Genomic DNA, 15,302 nt, shown 5'->3' with positions numbered 1-15,302 from the left:
TTTAGCCATTAATTGTTTCATGCATATTGCTTACCAACTCTTTCACCTCTTTTATCGACTGTATGTCACGCATCATCAGGTATAGCTTTTCTTTGCCTTCCTTCATGGCCGCTTTTTTAGAATTATGCTGAATCCACATCAAGATGCCACTGAAGATTGATGATTGATAAAACGGCGATTCCTGATTTGATACAAAATAGAAATACAAGAGGTTGTTTTTGAAAATGATCTTTTCAATACCTAGTGTTTTAGCCATTCGTCGGATACGCACCAGTTCAAACAAGCGCTGCCCCGATTCTGGAATAGGGCCAAAGCGGTCAATCAGGTTGTTTTCAAATGTCACCAAAGCTTCCTCTTCTTCCATGTTGTCCAGCTCGCGATAGAGGTGCATACGTTCAGCTATATTTTCAATATAGCTGTCGGGCAAGCGAAGTTCCGTATCTGTTTCAATTAAGCAGTCGGTGACAAAAACGGTTGGCGTTTCGCTGTTTTCCTCTTCAAAGGTTTCTTTATATTCGGTTTCTTTTAGTTCAAGAAGAGCTTCGTTGAGGATACGTTGATAAGTTTCATAACCAATGTCGGAGATAAAACCGCTTTGCTCGCCACCCAATACATCGCCAGCTCCACGAATATCTAAATCCTGCATGGCAATATTAAAGCCGCTGCCCAGGTCGGAGAATTCTTCCACAATTTTCAAGCGTCGTCGGGCTTCCTGGGTTAATGTCGATAGTGGAGGAGTCATCAGGTAGCAGAATGCCTTTTTATTGGAACGGCCCACGCGGCCTCGTAGCTGGTGTAACTCGCTCAGTCCAAAGTTGTGTGCATTGTTAATAATGATGGTGTTGGCATTCGGAATATCCAGCCCCGACTCAATAATGGTGGTGGCAATCAATACATCGTACTCGCCTTCAATAAAGTCAAGCATTATTCTTTCCAGCTTAGGTCCTTCCATCTGACCATGAGCCACCACTGTTTTAACCTCAGGCAAGATGCGATTCACCATGGCCTGTACCTCCATTATGTTTTGAACACGGTTGTTGATAAAGAATACCTGTCCGCCTCGCTCTACTTCGTAAAGAATGGCTTCTTTTATGATATCCTCATTCATCACATGTAATTCGGTGATAATGGGGTGGCGGTTGGGCGGTGCGGTGTTTAAAATAGACAAATCGCGGGCTCCCATTAATGAGAATTGTAGTGTGCGGGGGATAGGTGTTGCTGTTAGAGTCAATGTGTCCACATTCACTTTTAGTTGTTTCAGTTTCTCTTTAATGGCTACACCAAAGCGTTGCTCTTCATCAATAATTAACAGGCCGAGGTCTTTGAATTCAACATCTTTTCCTGTCAGGCGATGGGTGCCAATGAGTATGTCAACCTGTCCTTCTTTCAATTTTTTAAGCGCTGCCTTAATATCTTTGGGTTTACGCAGGCGACTGACGTATTCAATATTTGCCGGAAAATCTTTCAATCGCTCTCTAAATGTTTGGTAATGCTGAAGTGCCAAAATGGTGGTGGGTACTAAAACAGCCACCTGTTTATTGTCGGCAATGGCTTTAAAGGCCGCACGGATGGCAATTTCTGTTTTGCCAAAACCCACATCGCCACACACCAGGCGATCCATGGGTGTTGACTTCTCCATGTCATCTTTAACAGCAGCAGTTGCTTTGGTTTGGTCGGGCGTATCCTCAAAGAAAAAAGATGCTTCCAACTCCGTTTGCAAATAGGTGTCGGGTGAATAGGTAAAGCCTGGTTCTGCTTTTCGCTTGGCGTATAGGGCAATCAGTTCCCGGGCTATATCTTTAACCTTTTTCTTTGTTTTCTCTTTAAGCTTTGACCAGGCTGCTGTACCAAGTTTGTTAATTTTAGGCGGTGTACCTTCTTTACCTTTAAACTTACTAATGCGGTGAAGCGAATGGATATTGACAAGCAGCACATCATTGTCGCGATAGACCAGTCGGATAGCTTCCTGCGGTTTACCGTTTACAGTTTGCGTTACTAAGCCGCCAAAGCGTCCAACACCGTGGTCGATATGAACCACAAAGTCGCCAGGGTTTAGTCGATTAAGTTCTTTCAGAGAGATGGCCTGCTGTGCTGCTTTGGCTTTCTCGGTGCGAAGTGAGAATTTGTGATAGCGCTCAAATATCTGGTGGTCGGTATAAAAACAAAGTCGGGTATCGTGGTCAATAAAACCTTCGTGCAGGCTATGGTTGATTTCTCCATACTTCAGTTCGATGCCTCTGTCGTGAAAAATAGCTTGCAGGCGTTCAAATTGCTTTGGGTTATCTGATAGAATATAGCAATCGTATTCTTCGCGCTGCTTTTCTTTCAGGTTTTCTTCCAGTAATTCAAAGTTCTTATGAAAAACCGGTTGAGGAGCGGAGTTGAACGCAATGGTCGTTGCATCGGGCAGATGTGATTCATTGCCAAAAGCAATTAACGGGAATGGCTGACATCCTTTAAAAAAAGTCTTGAAGTCACAGATATCTTTAGCGCTCAGAAAACTATAGTTTTTTTCATCATCTTCTTCTTCGTCAATTTCAAAGGTATGCGCGGCGATTTTTTCGTTAATGGCCGTCATGCGTTGTTCGATAAAGTCGAAGCTGTCTACCCAGATTTTACATTGTTTGGGCAGGTAATCCGAAATGGAAGTCAGTTCTTGTGATTCCTGGTTTTCGGTTAGGTTAGGAACGATGGTGACCTGCTCCAGTTTTTCTTTCGAAAGTTGATTTTCCAGGTTAAATTTTCGGATGCTGTCCACTTCATCGCCAAAGAAATCGATGCGATAAGGATCTTCATCGGAGAAAGAATAGACGTCGATGATGCTTCCACGAACAGAATATTGCCCTGGCTCAAAAACGAAATCGACACGTTGAAAGTGGTATTCGTTCAATACATCCGTGATAAATGAAATATCCAGTTGGTCACCGTTATTGATAATTAAGCGATTCTCATCGAGCGACTCAGCTGAAAGTACGCGTTCAATTAAGGCTTCGGGATAGGTGACTACGAAAAGCTGCTTGTTGTTATGCAGCTGACTTAGTGCTTCGGTGCGGAGCAATACATTTTGCGAATCTTTCTGACCATATTCGGGCGAACGTTTGTAGGATGAAGGTAGAAAAGAAACGCATTTACTGCCACATAATTGGGAGATGTCGTTATATAAATAAGCCGCTTCTTCACGATCGTTCATAATCACCAGGTGCGGCCCTTGAGATAATAAAGATGCCTGAATAACAGACCTCAGACTTCCGCTTAATCCTTTTAAATAAAATCGGCTTTCTGGTTTTGAGAAGTATTCTTCTATCGACTTAATGCGTTGGTCATTCTGAAATAACTCAAGTATCTGGCTTATCTCCACGTTCTACTGTTTTCGTGCAAAAGTAAAAAAAATAGGAGGTATGTGTTTGTGTTTAATAAATAAAAAGGCTTCCCGATCAATCTGAGAAGCCTTTAGAACGAGTATATAAATAATTGATTAACTATCCTTGCCGTACTTTCTTAAGTAGTTCTCAACCTTCTCAATCATATTTTTCGAACCTGTATAGAATGGCGTTCTCTGGTGTAGTGATGTCGGTTGTAATTCCATAATGCGTTGCTCACCATTGGTGGCTTTTCCTCCTGCCTGCTCGGCTAAAAAGGCAATAGGGTTACATTCGTATAGTAAACGTAATTTACCGGTTGGAGCGTTTTCAAATTCGGGGTAAATGAAAATGCCACCTTTGAGCAGGTTACGGTGGAAGTCAGAAACCAACGAACCAATGTAACGCGACGAATAAGGACGGCTGGTTTTTTTGTCCCTTTCCTGGCAGTATTTAATGTATTTCTTAACACCTTTGGGAAATTTCTTATAATTACCCTCGTTGATGGAGTAGATAGTGCCATCTTCGGGAGTTTCAATCATTTGGTGTGACAAGCAAAACTCACCAATCGACGGGTCCAGGGTAAAGCCGTTAACACCATTACCTGTTGTGTAAACCAGCATGGTTGAGCTGCCGTAGAGGATGTAGCCAGAAGCCACTTGCTCGGTTCCTTTTTGTAAGAAGTCCTCCATAGTAGCTTGTGTACCTTCGGGTGTCACACGTTTATATATTGAGAAAATGGTTCCGATTGAAACGTTAACATCAATATTAGATGAGCCATCCAGAGGATCCATCATAAATACGTATTTGGCATTTTTTGCAATCTCATCGTCAAAAAAGATAAAACTCTCATTTTCTTCGGAAGCGATGGCACATATTTCGCCACAACTGTGCATGGCATCAATAAAATACTCATTGGCAATAATGTCCAGTTTTTTTTGGTCTTCGCCCTGTACGTTGGTGTTGCCTGCTTCGCCTAAAATATCAACCAGACCAGCTTTGTTTACTTCACGGTTGACGATTCGGGCTGCTGTGCCAACGTGGTGTAGCATGTGCGAGAATCCACCATCTGCCTTGTAGTCCAGTTCCATCTGGCTTTTCAGTATAAATTCGTTGAGGGTGGTTACTTCAAATTTAGTCATGTAAATTGGTTTTAGTAATAATTTGTAAGTTTACCCAATGGTTTGATTGTTAACAATGACATGGCTCACTTGTTGTCGCGTGAAAGGAAATAGTTATAAATTGAAAGTGATTTTTTGTTTTGCTTGTTTTTACGAAACCAATTGAAGATGTAATTTTATAGCATGAGAGTATTCAAATTTGGTGGAGCATCGGTTAAAGATGCTGCCGGTGTCAGAAATCTGGCAGAGATAGTTAAGGGGTGCAATGATGAATTGTTTGTTGTTGTTTCGGCTATGGGTAAAACAACCAATGCCATGGAGGCTATTGTGGAGGCCTATATGAAAGGTGATAAGCCGAAGCTGGAGGAACGATATGAGGCATTGAAAAACTATCATGTACAAATTATCGATGGATTAACAGAGGTGGGGACATCTTGCATTGAAACACTCTTACAGCAACTAAAAGCCAAGCTGGAGAGCGAACCCTCACTAAATTATGATTTTGAATACGACCAGATTGTGCCGTATGGTGAGTTGTTAAGTACTACCATTATTAATGCCTACCTGGCTGCAGATGGTCTAAATACTGAATGGCTCGATATCCGTCGCTACATTCGTACTGATGACACATACCGCAGTGCCAATGTTAATTGGGAATTGACTAGTAGGTTAATGAAAGAAGCGTACGTGGCAAGTGAAAAACGTGTATTTATTACACAGGGATTTATTGCTTCAACGGAAAATAACCTGACCACCACTTTAGGTCGTGAAGGCTCAGATTATACGGGTGCTATTATTGCTCATGTGTTAGATGCTGATTATCTGGCAATATGGAAAGATGTGCCTGGTGTGCTAAATGCCGACCCTCGTTGGTACCCTAAGGCATCTAAGATTGATGAGTTATCGTATTGGGAAGCTATTGAGTTGACCTATTACGGGGCTCAGGTGATTCATCCCAAGACTTTAAAACCGTTGCAGAATAAACAAATTCCCTTATTGGTTAAATCATTTGTAGAGCCTCATAATGAAGGCACGGTTATTAAAACCAGTGAGCAAAGCGGAGAGTTACTGCCAATTTATGTGTTGAAATGCAACCAGGTACTTATCTCTATGTCGCCGAAAGATTTTTCTTTTATCATCGAAGAAAGCCTGAGCGATATTTTCCACATCTTCTCAAAGCATCGTGTGAGCTTGAATATGATGCAGACATCGGCTCTTAACTTTTCGGTGTGTGCTGATGATAACAAGTATGTGAAAGCAGCTATTGAAGAGTTGCAAAAGCAGTTTGATGTGCGTTACAATGAGAATATGGAGCTGGTGACCATCCGTCATTATACCGATGCGGCCATTGATGAAGTGATTGCCGGCAAAGAGGTCGTTGATTCACAGGTGAGCCGCAAAACAGCGCGCTACGTCTTGAAGGCTTCGGAGTGGCAGTTTTAATCAATCCTCCGTAATTTCTACACTCTAAATGTTTTGTTTGCTGTCCCCCTTGGAGAAGGGGGAGGTGTTTAAAATATGTTTTTGTAAAAGTATTAGGGGGATTGAATTATTCCTTCATTTTTACATAAAAAGCAGCTTTATAACCGCGCAATTCACCTTCTTCGGTCAGAATTTCATAGGCAAAAAGAATCGCATGGACCTGCTTGGTCATCACCACTTGATGCTCATCAAAGTGCCAGGTTTCCCAAAACTGTAGTTTGGCTATTTTATCGCGACTAAAATCCGCTTGTTCTTCAATAGCTTTTACGTCAGCTATTGATAACTCTTCATGGTCGAAATAGCTATAGGCTTTAGCTTTGTGCTTGTAGATGGCATCAAACACTTGGTCGACAAACTGACGGCGTTCCAGTTGGCTGAGGCATTGCTCTGTCCAGGTATCCAACGAATCCGGATTCATAATCACTACCGGATAGATTATAGTATCGGCAATGCAAATGCCAGGTGTTTCAAGTGTTGCTGTTGTTGAAGGTGCTTGTTTTTGTTTGCAGGCATTGAAAACAAAAAAGAAGCACACAACTAAAAAAGTCATGTGCTTGATGTATCTTCTACTATTCATTAATTATTGATAATTAATAGTTAATAATTATTTTATCTGTCAAAACTTAAGCGCTCACCTCTTACTTCGGTATTCACTTTGCCATCGGCATAGGCCGATTGACCATTAACCAGGGTATGAACCACCTTGTGTGAGAAAGTGGTGCCTTCAAAGGGCGACCATCCACACTTATACAAAATATTCTCGGGCGCTACCTCCCAGCTGTCGTTCGGGTTGACCAGAACCAAATCGGCTTTGTAGCCCTCACGGATAAAACCTCGTTTCTCAATTTCAAACAGAATAGCCGGATTGTGAGCCATCTTTTCAACCACCAACTCATACGTAAAAATGCCCTGCTTCACCATTTCCAGCATCGAAACCAATGCATGCTGCACCAATGGTCCGCCCGATGGAGCACTGAAGTATTTATTGTTCTTTTCTTCGATGGTATGAGGTGCATGGTCGGTAGCTACTACATCGAGGCTGCCGTTGATAAGACCTTTGCGCAATCCGTTGCGGTCTTTTTCGCTCTTAACAGCGGGATTCCACTTGATACGCGAACCATATTTGTCGTAGTCGGCATCGGTAAACCACAGGTGATGAACGCATACTTCGCCCGTTACCTTTTTATCTTTAAGGGGCAGGTCTTTATCCAGTAAATCCAATTCTTCGGCCGAACTCAGGTGAAGGATGTGCAGACGCGCCCCATGTTTACGCGCCAGCTCCGATGCTTTCTTCGACGACTTGTAACAAGCCTCAGCCGAACGAATCACCGGGTGGTATTTGAATGGCATATCTTCACCAAACTTATTTTTATAAATAGTGGTGTTTTCCTGAATAGTGGCTTCGTCCTCACAGTGGGTTGTCAATAGAGTAGGACTCTCGGCGAAAATACGGCTAAGGGTTTTCTCATCATCTACCAACATATTACCGGTTGAAGAGCCCATAAATATTTTAATACCACAAATTTTCTTTGGGTCAGTTTTTAATATCTCATCAATATTGTCGTTGGTGGCACCCAGGTAGAACGAATAGTTGGCTGGCGATACTTTGGCTGCTGCCTTATACTTTTCTTCTAATACTTGGTGTGTTGTGGCCTGAGGTTTGGTGTTGGGCATCTCCATAAAAGAGGTGATGCCACCCGCTACTGCTGCACGCGATTCACTCTCGATGTTGGCTTTGTGTGTTAAGCCCGGCTCGCGAAAATGCACCTGATCGTCGATAGCACCGGGTAATAGTAATAAACCAGTAGCATCTATTTCTTTATCGGCCTTGGGTACATCGCCATTAGTAATAATCGCTTTTATCAAATCATTTTCAACAAGGACACTTCCGTTGGTTTTGGTACCTTCGTTAACAACGGTGGCATTTTTTATCAGTAGCGTTGACATGGTATTTATTAGTTTATCAGTTTATACGTTTTCGGTTCTCTGTTCCGTGTTTCCTGTTTCTCGTTTGGGATTTAGTAGTTTAACAGGATAGTTGAGGTTTGGTTGATGGTTTTTGTAAAGTTCTGAATTATGATTTGTTAGGTCAATAGGTCGATAGGTCAATAGAATGTAGGTTAGTAGGTTTTTAATTTGGTAGTGCCTCGACTTCGCCCGGCAAGCTGCGTTTTACATCTCAAATCGAACATCTCACATCATCTATCCGAATTCCTCACATCCCCACATCATAAATCATCCATCCTTACATCATCCATCCTCAATCTCTTTTGTATGTTTTGAACCAGCTGGCTATTTTCATTTTGATAACACCCCACACGGCCTCGTTAAAAATGCCGCCACTCATCTTAGACGTTCCCTGGGTGCGGTCGGTAAAGATGATGGGGACTTCCACAATTTTAAAGCCCAACTTCCAGGTAGTAAACTTCATCTCAATCTGGAACGAATAACCTTTGAGTTTGATATTATCCAGGTCAATGGTTTCTAATACCTTTCGGGTGTAGCACTTGAAGCCCGCTGTGGTATCCATTATTTTCATGCCGGTAACAAAGCGCACATACACCGAAGCAAAGTACGACATCAGTACGCGTCCCATGGGCCAGTTAACAACATTAACACCCGAAATATAGCGTGAGCCAATGGCTAAATCAGCGCCCTTTAAGCAGGCGTCTTGCAAACTGATTAAATCTTTAGGCGGGTGAGAGAAATCGGCATCCATCTCGAAAATATATTCATAGCCATGCTCAACGGCCCATTTGAAACCGGTGATATAAGCCGTTCCCAGCCCCAGCTTACCTTCGCGCTCCAATATGTGAAGCTGTTCAGGATGCTTCTCCATCAGGCCTTTAACGATTAAAGCCGTTCCGTCGGGCGAGTTATCGTCAATAATCAATAGCTCAAAACGGCGGGGTAACTCTAATACCGCATTGATAATGGCTTCGATGTTTTCCTTTTCGTTGTAGGTGGGTATGATGACGAGATTGCGTGTATTCTCCATATGTGCTTGTTCCAACTTGGTTGCGATATGTGTTTATATAAAGGGCTAAAGGTAGTAAGAACTGTCGAATTAATGAATCAACTATCGGGTACTGTTTGCTAAGTGGGTTTTGCAACGGGTATTTAAATCTCCCAGGGGCTAAGTGCAGGTGATCGTGTGGTGTGAATTAACTTTATCGAGAGCAATTGGCTCGCTTTAAACATGCTTACGCCGACTTGTGATCGGTGCTTATAGCTTATAGTCGCTGTCACTAATTGCAAATTTGAACCAGCTTTAAAGAGGTGTATTGTATTTATATGAGATGTGATTTTGACCAACTTGCTTTGTCTTGTTATTTATCTATATTAGTATGATAAAAAGACGAAACGCCTGACAGATACCATACATATGGACAAAAAAGTACAGTTATTGTGGTGTTGGCAACCATAAAAAAACGATATGGATATTAAACTTAGATTGACCAAAGTTGCAATGTTTATTGTGATATTTATGTCATCAATTAATGCATTTGGAACACACCAAATTCCTGACTATTTAGTCATAGAATCAGATACATTTGAACTATATACAAATCCCTTAACGGCATATTTAAATTTTAAGAATGAAAAGGCCATAAGTCATAATGAATTAAAATCATTGCATACGGCCTGTTGGAGGGGATATGTGGCAACATGGAAATTAGAAAATGATAGTCTATTTCTGACTAAAATTGAAGGGAAAAATAATAATGATGAACTAATCAGTTATGATTTAATAGAGGAGTTTGGCACAAGTAAGGTCTTTGCAGAATGGTTTACAGGCACACTGATTAGTCCAAGAGGGAAGAGATTACAATTTCACAATATGGGATATGCTTCCGTTTATGAAAGAGAAAAACAATATCATGTTTGGAATGGTATTGTTAAACGAGAAATCCAGAAGAATAATTTGACATTTGATGATACATTACTTTACCCAGAAGAAAAATTTCTTCAAGATACTATTAGTCATATCATAGAAACCAATCTTGATTACAATTCTTTGAAAGAGGAACATTCGGAACCAACTGGTATACTTTTGATAATTGGTTTTAATCATTTGGGTAAGATTGACGATTGGAGGTTTGCACATTCAAAAGAAGAAGACTCTTTAATTGGACAAGAGATTGAGAAAACAGCAAAAGTGGAATTGCCTAAATTACCTGCACTAATGAAAGTTAATCATTCATATTATCAGATACCTACTATTGAGGTAATGATTAGATATAAAATAAAAAACACAATAGAATAAATTACGGTTGCCAACAAACCTAAGGGCTTCATGCGGCAGGCCATTAGTTACTATACGATGAATCTTAAGGATGTACCCAAATTAGAAAGCAAATTAAATTATGAAAAAGGTCACTCTCTTTTTAATAGCCATAATTCAATGTAGTTGGTTATTATGTCAGGATTATGATTCAAATTTTGATACTTTCCTATTTAAATTTGCTACTGATAAAGAATTTCAGGCAGAACGTATTAAATTTCCACTTGAATTTAGGACTTGGGAAAATCCTGAAGAAATAGGAGGTGAAATTATTACAAAAAGCATTGAAAAGGCACATTGGCAGCACGACTATCTATATGCTAACGACAATTATAGGCCTCAGATATACGATAATTTTGAAGGTAAATTGCGAGAATCTGATGAGCGACTCTTTCAATGGATAGGAGTTGAAACTGGTGTCAATGTGAAGTATTTCTTTAAGAAACTTGATTCTAAGTGGTTTCTTGTTAAAAAAGAACAACTAGGAGATTAAAACAAGTACTTTGTCTTATATGCTCAACGTTCTGAGACTTCGTTATTGCCTACAACCGGCCACAATAGCAATTGTAGGAAAAAATTGTCTATGAGATTCTATATAAGTGGAGTAAGTTTATAATTGTAAATTAGCAAGCCCTTATGATTTCTGCCATGTGAATTCTTTAGCATGGTTTAGTGTTTATTAATGAATTATTAAATAGAAAAAATATGAAATTAACTTTAGTACTTTTGTTATGCATGCTTATTGGACAAACATCATATGGACAAGATTGGGCTAACCTCAACCGTTACAAAGATGATAACTTGAAAATAGGATTGCCCAAAGCTGGCGAAAACAGGGTTGTATTTATGGGTAACTCCATTACAGATGCGTGGATTAATCATTTTCCTACTTATTTTTCAGATAATGGTTATGTCGATAGGGGCATAAGTGGTCAAACAACACCCCAAATGTTAGTGAGATTTAGAGCCGATGTTATCAAGCTTAAACCTACTGTGGTGACCATATTAGCTGGTACAAATGATATTGCAGGCAATACGGGCCCTTCAACGCTTGAAATGATTGCGGATAATATTTTTTCGATGGCAGAGTTGGCAAAGGCCAATAGAATAAAGGTTATTCTGTGTTCTGTTTTGCCGGTTTATGATTACCCGTGGAAACCGGGACTTAATCCAGCCAGTAAGATTGTAACACTCAATGAGATGATAAAAGCATATGCTGATAGTCATGACTTATACTACCTCGACTATTATTCATCAATGGTAGATAGCCGTCAAGGAATGAAAAAAGAATATTCTGAAGATGGTGTCCACCCCAATAAAGCTGGCTATGAGGTTATGATGGAGCTATGCACTGAAGCAATTGAACAAGTATTGGCAGATAACTAATGCCATACCTTTATTCGGAGTGTTAATGGCTAATGCATTATTTGCTATATTCAGATCTTTACGCTCCTTTGGTAAGGGGGGGAGTTAAGTGATAGTCTTAAACCTCAGCTGTTTCTGTAAATAATTAGGGGGTATTAATCCTTACTTTTGCATGTATACAAAACGTTTATTCATCAATAGCAGATATGAACAAGATTGACACCATCATAAAAAAACTTGACCTAAGCCCACATCCAGAAGGGGGTTATTTTAAAGAGACCTACCGAAGTGTTGGTGAGATTAAAGCCGACAGTTTAAGCAGTGATTATAAAGGCAGTCGTAGCTACTCCACCTGCATTTACTTTTTGCTTACTTCCAATAATTTTTCTGCTTTTCACCGCATTAAGCAGGACGAAATCTGGCACTTTTATGATGGTTCTCCACTTTTACTGCATATAATTACGCCCGAAGGACTGTATATAAAGCACCGGATTGGTTGGGATATCATTAATGGTGAAATACCACAGTTTGTAGTACCGGGTGGCTGTTGGTTTGGTGCCGAGGTGGTGGCTGATGAGGCCTATTCGTTAGTTGGTTGTACCGTTTCACCAGGTTTTAGCTTCGACGATTTTGAGCTGAAGCCACGCAATGAATTAATAGAGCTTTTCCCTCATCTAGAAAAAGAAATTAGTCACTTGACACACGATTAGGTTAAAAGGATGGTATCTTTATTTAAGCCATACAGGTAAAGATGCCATCCTTGAATATATCACAGTAATTTACACAAATCGTAAAATGTCATCTACCTCTTTGCGCGGCGTTGGTTGAGCATGCTTGCCGTCTTCGTAACCATATACGATTAGTGCGGCTACTGATTCTTCAGCTGGCAGGTTCACGATTTCTCCTATTTTCTTATCATCGATAACTCCAAAAATACAGGTACCAACACCTTTGGCATGTGCTGCCAGGCAAAAGGTTTGGCAAGCAATGCCTGCATCAAATATTTCCCACACATTATTGGCCGATGGCTCGTAGCTGCCTTTGGGTGTATCCAGTTTGCCACTTTTACCCTTTACAAAGCTCAAAACAGCCACACCTTGTGCCTTATGAAGCGTTTTAATATTATACGAAAAACCATAAACACCCTCATCGGCCAGTCGCTTTATTACTGCATCGTCATCTACCAGGGTATAACGTGCTATTTGGTAATTAGCCCAGGATGGTGCCCACTTGCTGAGTTCAACAATTTCTTTCATGGTCTCGCGATCCACCTTTTCGTTTTTGTATTTGCGCACGCTTCGGCGGTCTTTAATCAGTTCTATTGCATCCATTTTGCTGTTTTTATTTTGTGACAAAATTATTTTATATATAGCTTTGAGGCAAGTACATACTAAATGCATATATAGTATGCTAAAAGATACTAATGCTGTTAATCAGTTTATTGTAGAGATGAAAAAGTAACGAAATGGCGAAAAATAATTCTGATGAGGTGGTTTGCGCACTCGATTATGCATTCAGGCGGATTGGAGGTAAACATAAAGCGCGCATTATGTGGTACATCTTTAAAAAGAACAATGTGCTGCGATATGGAGAGTTAAAGCGGATGATAGGTAATATAACACCTAAAATGTTAACGCAAACATTGCGAGAACTGGAGGAAGATAAGTTAATTAACCGAAAAGTATATGCCCAAGTGCCACCAAAGGTGGAGTATTCGTTAACACAAACGGGGATGGAATTGATTCCATTTCTAGACCACGTAGGTGCATGGGGGAGGAAACAGATGGAAAAGGAGAATTATACAGCTTGATGAAGTCAGATATTAAGAAATACGGCTTTAAGCACGGTTTACCATTAGAATTTGAGATTGTAAATCTGACTAAGGTATTTTCATCGAAAAAAGAAATGATGGTGGTACCACATCGTGCACAGTTCTATCATATTCTCTGGATTGAAAAAGGAGCAGGTACACATTATATCGACTTTAACCCTGTTAAGCTGGAGGATCATCAGATTATCTTTGTGCCGCATAACTCTGTTAATCTCTTCGATGAGGAAGGTATTTATGAGGGCAAGTCCATTATATTCACCGATAACTTCTTTTGTAAAAACCCAGACGATGTCAGGTATTTGAATACCACCATGCTTTATAGCGATTTGTACGATACAGCTGTGCTAAATAAGGCGCATAATAGCGAGTTAAAGGCTGTATTCAATGCCATGGAAGTAGAATTTGACCGCCAGCCCGATAATATGCAGTATGGCATTTTACATAGTTTATTACATATATTTCTGTTTCAGGCCGAGCGCGAGATGCGTCAACAGGGCTATGAAGAATTAAAGCCGTGTGCTAATCTCGATTACCTGATCCTTTTTAAAGATTTGCTGGAAAAGAACTTTCATCAAGAGCGTTCGGTTAATAAGTATGCTAGAGAGTTGAGTATTTCGGATAAACAGCTTCATAAAGCAACTACTACTTTATTAGATAAAACACCCAAACAACTAATTGATGAGCGGGTGTTGCTTGAGGCCAAACGATTATTGGTACACAGCAATCAAAGCATTAAAGAAATTGCTTATGAGCTGGGCTACGGTGAGCCAACCAACTTTATTAAGTATTTCAGAAAGCATACCGAAGCCACACCTTCTGAGTTCAGGGAGCAATATTAAATATGCCAGCGGGAGAAAATTACCATTCAAAGGCGTAAACTGACCTTTATACACCTTCCGTTTCCCTTCATCTTTGCACTGTAACATTAAAACTTAAAACGATGAAGAAATTAATCTGCTTACAGTGTTAACCCTAGGCCTTTTTATGTCGTGTGAGGCTGATAATAAGGATGAAAAAATGGATAAATCAAACAAACAAAAAGTAGTAGAGTTATTAAAAAGCATCGAAACCGGTGCGCAAGAACCTGTGGCGTATATTAATCCTGAGAAATACATACAGCACAATCAAGCTGTAGCCGATGGATTGGCAGGGTTTGGTGCCGCCTTAGGAGCATTGGCAGAAGTAGCCACTAAAGACCCATCTATGGCACCTAAAGTAAGTACTGTGCGTGTATTTGAAGATGGTGATTTTGTGATAACGCATACTGATTATAACTTCTTTGGCCCTAAAATAGGTATCGATATTTTCCGATTCGAGGACGGATTAATCGTGGAGCATTGGGATAACCTGCAGGCAAAAGTAGCGGAGACAGCTTCGGGGCGTAGCCAAATTGACGGACCGACCGAGGTGCAGAATTTAGAATTAACGGGTGCCAATAAAACACTTATAAAAGGGTTGCTCGATGATGTATTCTTTGGTGCTAATCCTGATAAGATTACAGATTATATTTCGACAGAACAATACGATCAGCACAATCCTGGTGTAAAAGATGGACTGGCCGGGTTGGGAGAGGCATTAACTGCATTGGCCGAAGCCGGAATGCCAATGGTATACGAAAAGAATCATGCCATATTCGGGGAAGGTAATTTCGTGGTAAGTATTTCTGAAGGTATCTTCATGAAGGAAAAGGTATCTTTCTATGATATTTTCCGAATCGAAAATGGTAAGGTGGTCGAACACTGGGATACCATTGAAAAAATTATTCCGGATGCTGAAGCAATTAATACAAACGGAAAATTTAATTTTTAATAAAAGAACGGAGCTAAGACGCATTCTTGGCTCCGTTTTTCCTATTATGA

14 protein-coding genes are annotated in these 15,302 nt (G+C 40.4%); 8 read left to right on the top strand and 6 right to left on the bottom strand.

Annotated elements, in window-relative coordinates; genetic code table 11:
- Nucleotide 1: 1 nt before the first annotated feature.
- Both mfd and fbp read right to left on the bottom strand, forming a co-directional pair.
- Nucleotides 2–3,358 (bottom strand): transcription-repair coupling factor, encoded by a 3,357-nt coding sequence (gene mfd, locus J1N10_RS00825; RefSeq protein ID WP_262324774.1) that lies wholly within the window; start codon nucleotides 3,356–3,358, stop codon nucleotides 2–4.
- Between the two features lie 117 nt (nucleotides 3,359–3,475).
- On the bottom strand, nucleotides 3,476–4,501 hold the full coding sequence (gene fbp / locus J1N10_RS00820) for a class 1 fructose-bisphosphatase (RefSeq protein WP_262324773.1): 1,026 nt from the start codon (nucleotides 4,499–4,501) through the stop codon (nucleotides 3,476–3,478).
- Between the two features lie 162 nt (nucleotides 4,502–4,663).
- On the opposite strand from fbp, the gene J1N10_RS00815 reads away from it, so the two are divergent.
- On the top strand, nucleotides 4,664–5,923 hold the full coding sequence (locus J1N10_RS00815; protein WP_262324772.1) for an aspartate kinase: 1,260 nt from the start codon (nucleotides 4,664–4,666) through the stop codon (nucleotides 5,921–5,923).
- Between the two features lie 106 nt (nucleotides 5,924–6,029).
- On the opposite strand, the gene J1N10_RS00810 is transcribed toward J1N10_RS00815, so the two are convergent.
- The 3 genes from J1N10_RS00810 to J1N10_RS00800 all read right to left on the bottom strand — a co-directional run bounded on the left by J1N10_RS00810 (nucleotide 6,030) and on the right by J1N10_RS00800 (nucleotide 8,960).
- Nucleotides 6,030–6,539 (bottom strand): hypothetical protein, encoded by a 510-nt coding sequence (locus tag J1N10_RS00810; RefSeq protein WP_262324771.1) that lies wholly within the window; start codon nucleotides 6,537–6,539, stop codon nucleotides 6,030–6,032.
- Between the two features lie 32 nt (nucleotides 6,540–6,571).
- The gene (locus J1N10_RS00805; RefSeq protein WP_262324770.1) at nucleotides 6,572–7,909 is read right to left on the bottom strand and encodes a dihydroorotase; all 1,338 of its coding nucleotides are present in this window, start codon (nucleotides 7,907–7,909) and stop codon (nucleotides 6,572–6,574) included.
- Between the two features lie 313 nt (nucleotides 7,910–8,222).
- Nucleotides 8,223–8,960, bottom strand: coding sequence for a polyprenol monophosphomannose synthase (locus tag J1N10_RS00800; RefSeq protein ID WP_262324769.1), 738 nt, complete (start codon nucleotides 8,958–8,960; stop codon nucleotides 8,223–8,225).
- 438 nt (nucleotides 8,961–9,398) lie between these two features.
- On the opposite strand from J1N10_RS00800, the gene J1N10_RS00795 reads away from it, so the two are divergent.
- The 4 genes from J1N10_RS00795 (at nucleotide 9,399) to J1N10_RS00780 (ending at nucleotide 12,322) form a co-directional block, all read left to right on the top strand.
- Nucleotides 9,399–10,229, top strand: a complete 831-nt coding sequence (locus J1N10_RS00795; RefSeq protein WP_262324768.1) for a hypothetical protein — start codon at nucleotides 9,399–9,401, stop codon at nucleotides 10,227–10,229.
- Between the two features lie 100 nt (nucleotides 10,230–10,329).
- Nucleotides 10,330–10,740 carry a DUF4348 domain-containing protein gene (locus J1N10_RS00790; protein ID WP_262324767.1) on the top strand — a complete coding sequence of 137 codons (411 nt, stop codon included), beginning with the start codon at nucleotides 10,330–10,332 and terminating at the stop codon, nucleotides 10,738–10,740.
- A 212-nt stretch (nucleotides 10,741–10,952) separates the two neighbouring features.
- Nucleotides 10,953–11,633 (top strand): SGNH/GDSL hydrolase family protein, encoded by a 681-nt coding sequence (locus tag J1N10_RS00785; RefSeq protein WP_262324766.1) that lies wholly within the window; start codon nucleotides 10,953–10,955, stop codon nucleotides 11,631–11,633.
- 185 nt (nucleotides 11,634–11,818) lie between these two features.
- The gene (locus tag J1N10_RS00780) at nucleotides 11,819–12,322 is read left to right on the top strand and encodes a cupin domain-containing protein (RefSeq protein ID WP_262324765.1); all 504 of its coding nucleotides are present in this window, start codon (nucleotides 11,819–11,821) and stop codon (nucleotides 12,320–12,322) included.
- 69 nt (nucleotides 12,323–12,391) lie between these two features.
- Here the strand turns inward: J1N10_RS00780 and J1N10_RS00775 are convergent, their stop codons facing one another.
- Nucleotides 12,392–12,943, bottom strand: coding sequence for a nitroreductase family protein (locus tag J1N10_RS00775; protein WP_262324764.1), 552 nt, complete (start codon nucleotides 12,941–12,943; stop codon nucleotides 12,392–12,394).
- Between the two features lie 134 nt (nucleotides 12,944–13,077).
- Here J1N10_RS00775 and J1N10_RS00770 point away from each other — a divergent pair, with 134 nt between their 5' ends.
- From J1N10_RS00770 to J1N10_RS00760, 3 genes are all read left to right on the top strand, one after another.
- Entirely contained in the window at nucleotides 13,078–13,422 is a 345-nt protein-coding gene (locus J1N10_RS00770; protein WP_262324763.1) for a winged helix-turn-helix transcriptional regulator, read from the top strand.
- Nucleotides 13,380–14,282 carry an AraC family transcriptional regulator gene (locus J1N10_RS00765; protein WP_262324762.1) on the top strand — a complete coding sequence of 301 codons (903 nt, stop codon included), beginning with the start codon at nucleotides 13,380–13,382 and terminating at the stop codon, nucleotides 14,280–14,282. The genes J1N10_RS00770 and J1N10_RS00765 overlap by 43 nt, the downstream gene beginning before the upstream one ends.
- Nucleotides 14,283–14,427: 145 nt before the next feature.
- Nucleotides 14,428–15,252 (top strand): nuclear transport factor 2 family protein, encoded by an 825-nt coding sequence (locus J1N10_RS00760; protein ID WP_262324761.1) that lies wholly within the window; start codon nucleotides 14,428–14,430, stop codon nucleotides 15,250–15,252.
- Nucleotides 15,253–15,302: the final 50 nt, after the last annotated feature.

It is taken from the genome of Carboxylicivirga litoralis (assembly GCF_025499605.1).
GTDB lineage: Bacteria > Bacteroidota > Bacteroidia > Bacteroidales > Marinilabiliaceae > Carboxylicivirga > Carboxylicivirga litoralis.
Note: the sequence above shows the minus strand (reverse complement) of the source record. Positions and strands in the feature narration are given on the sequence as shown.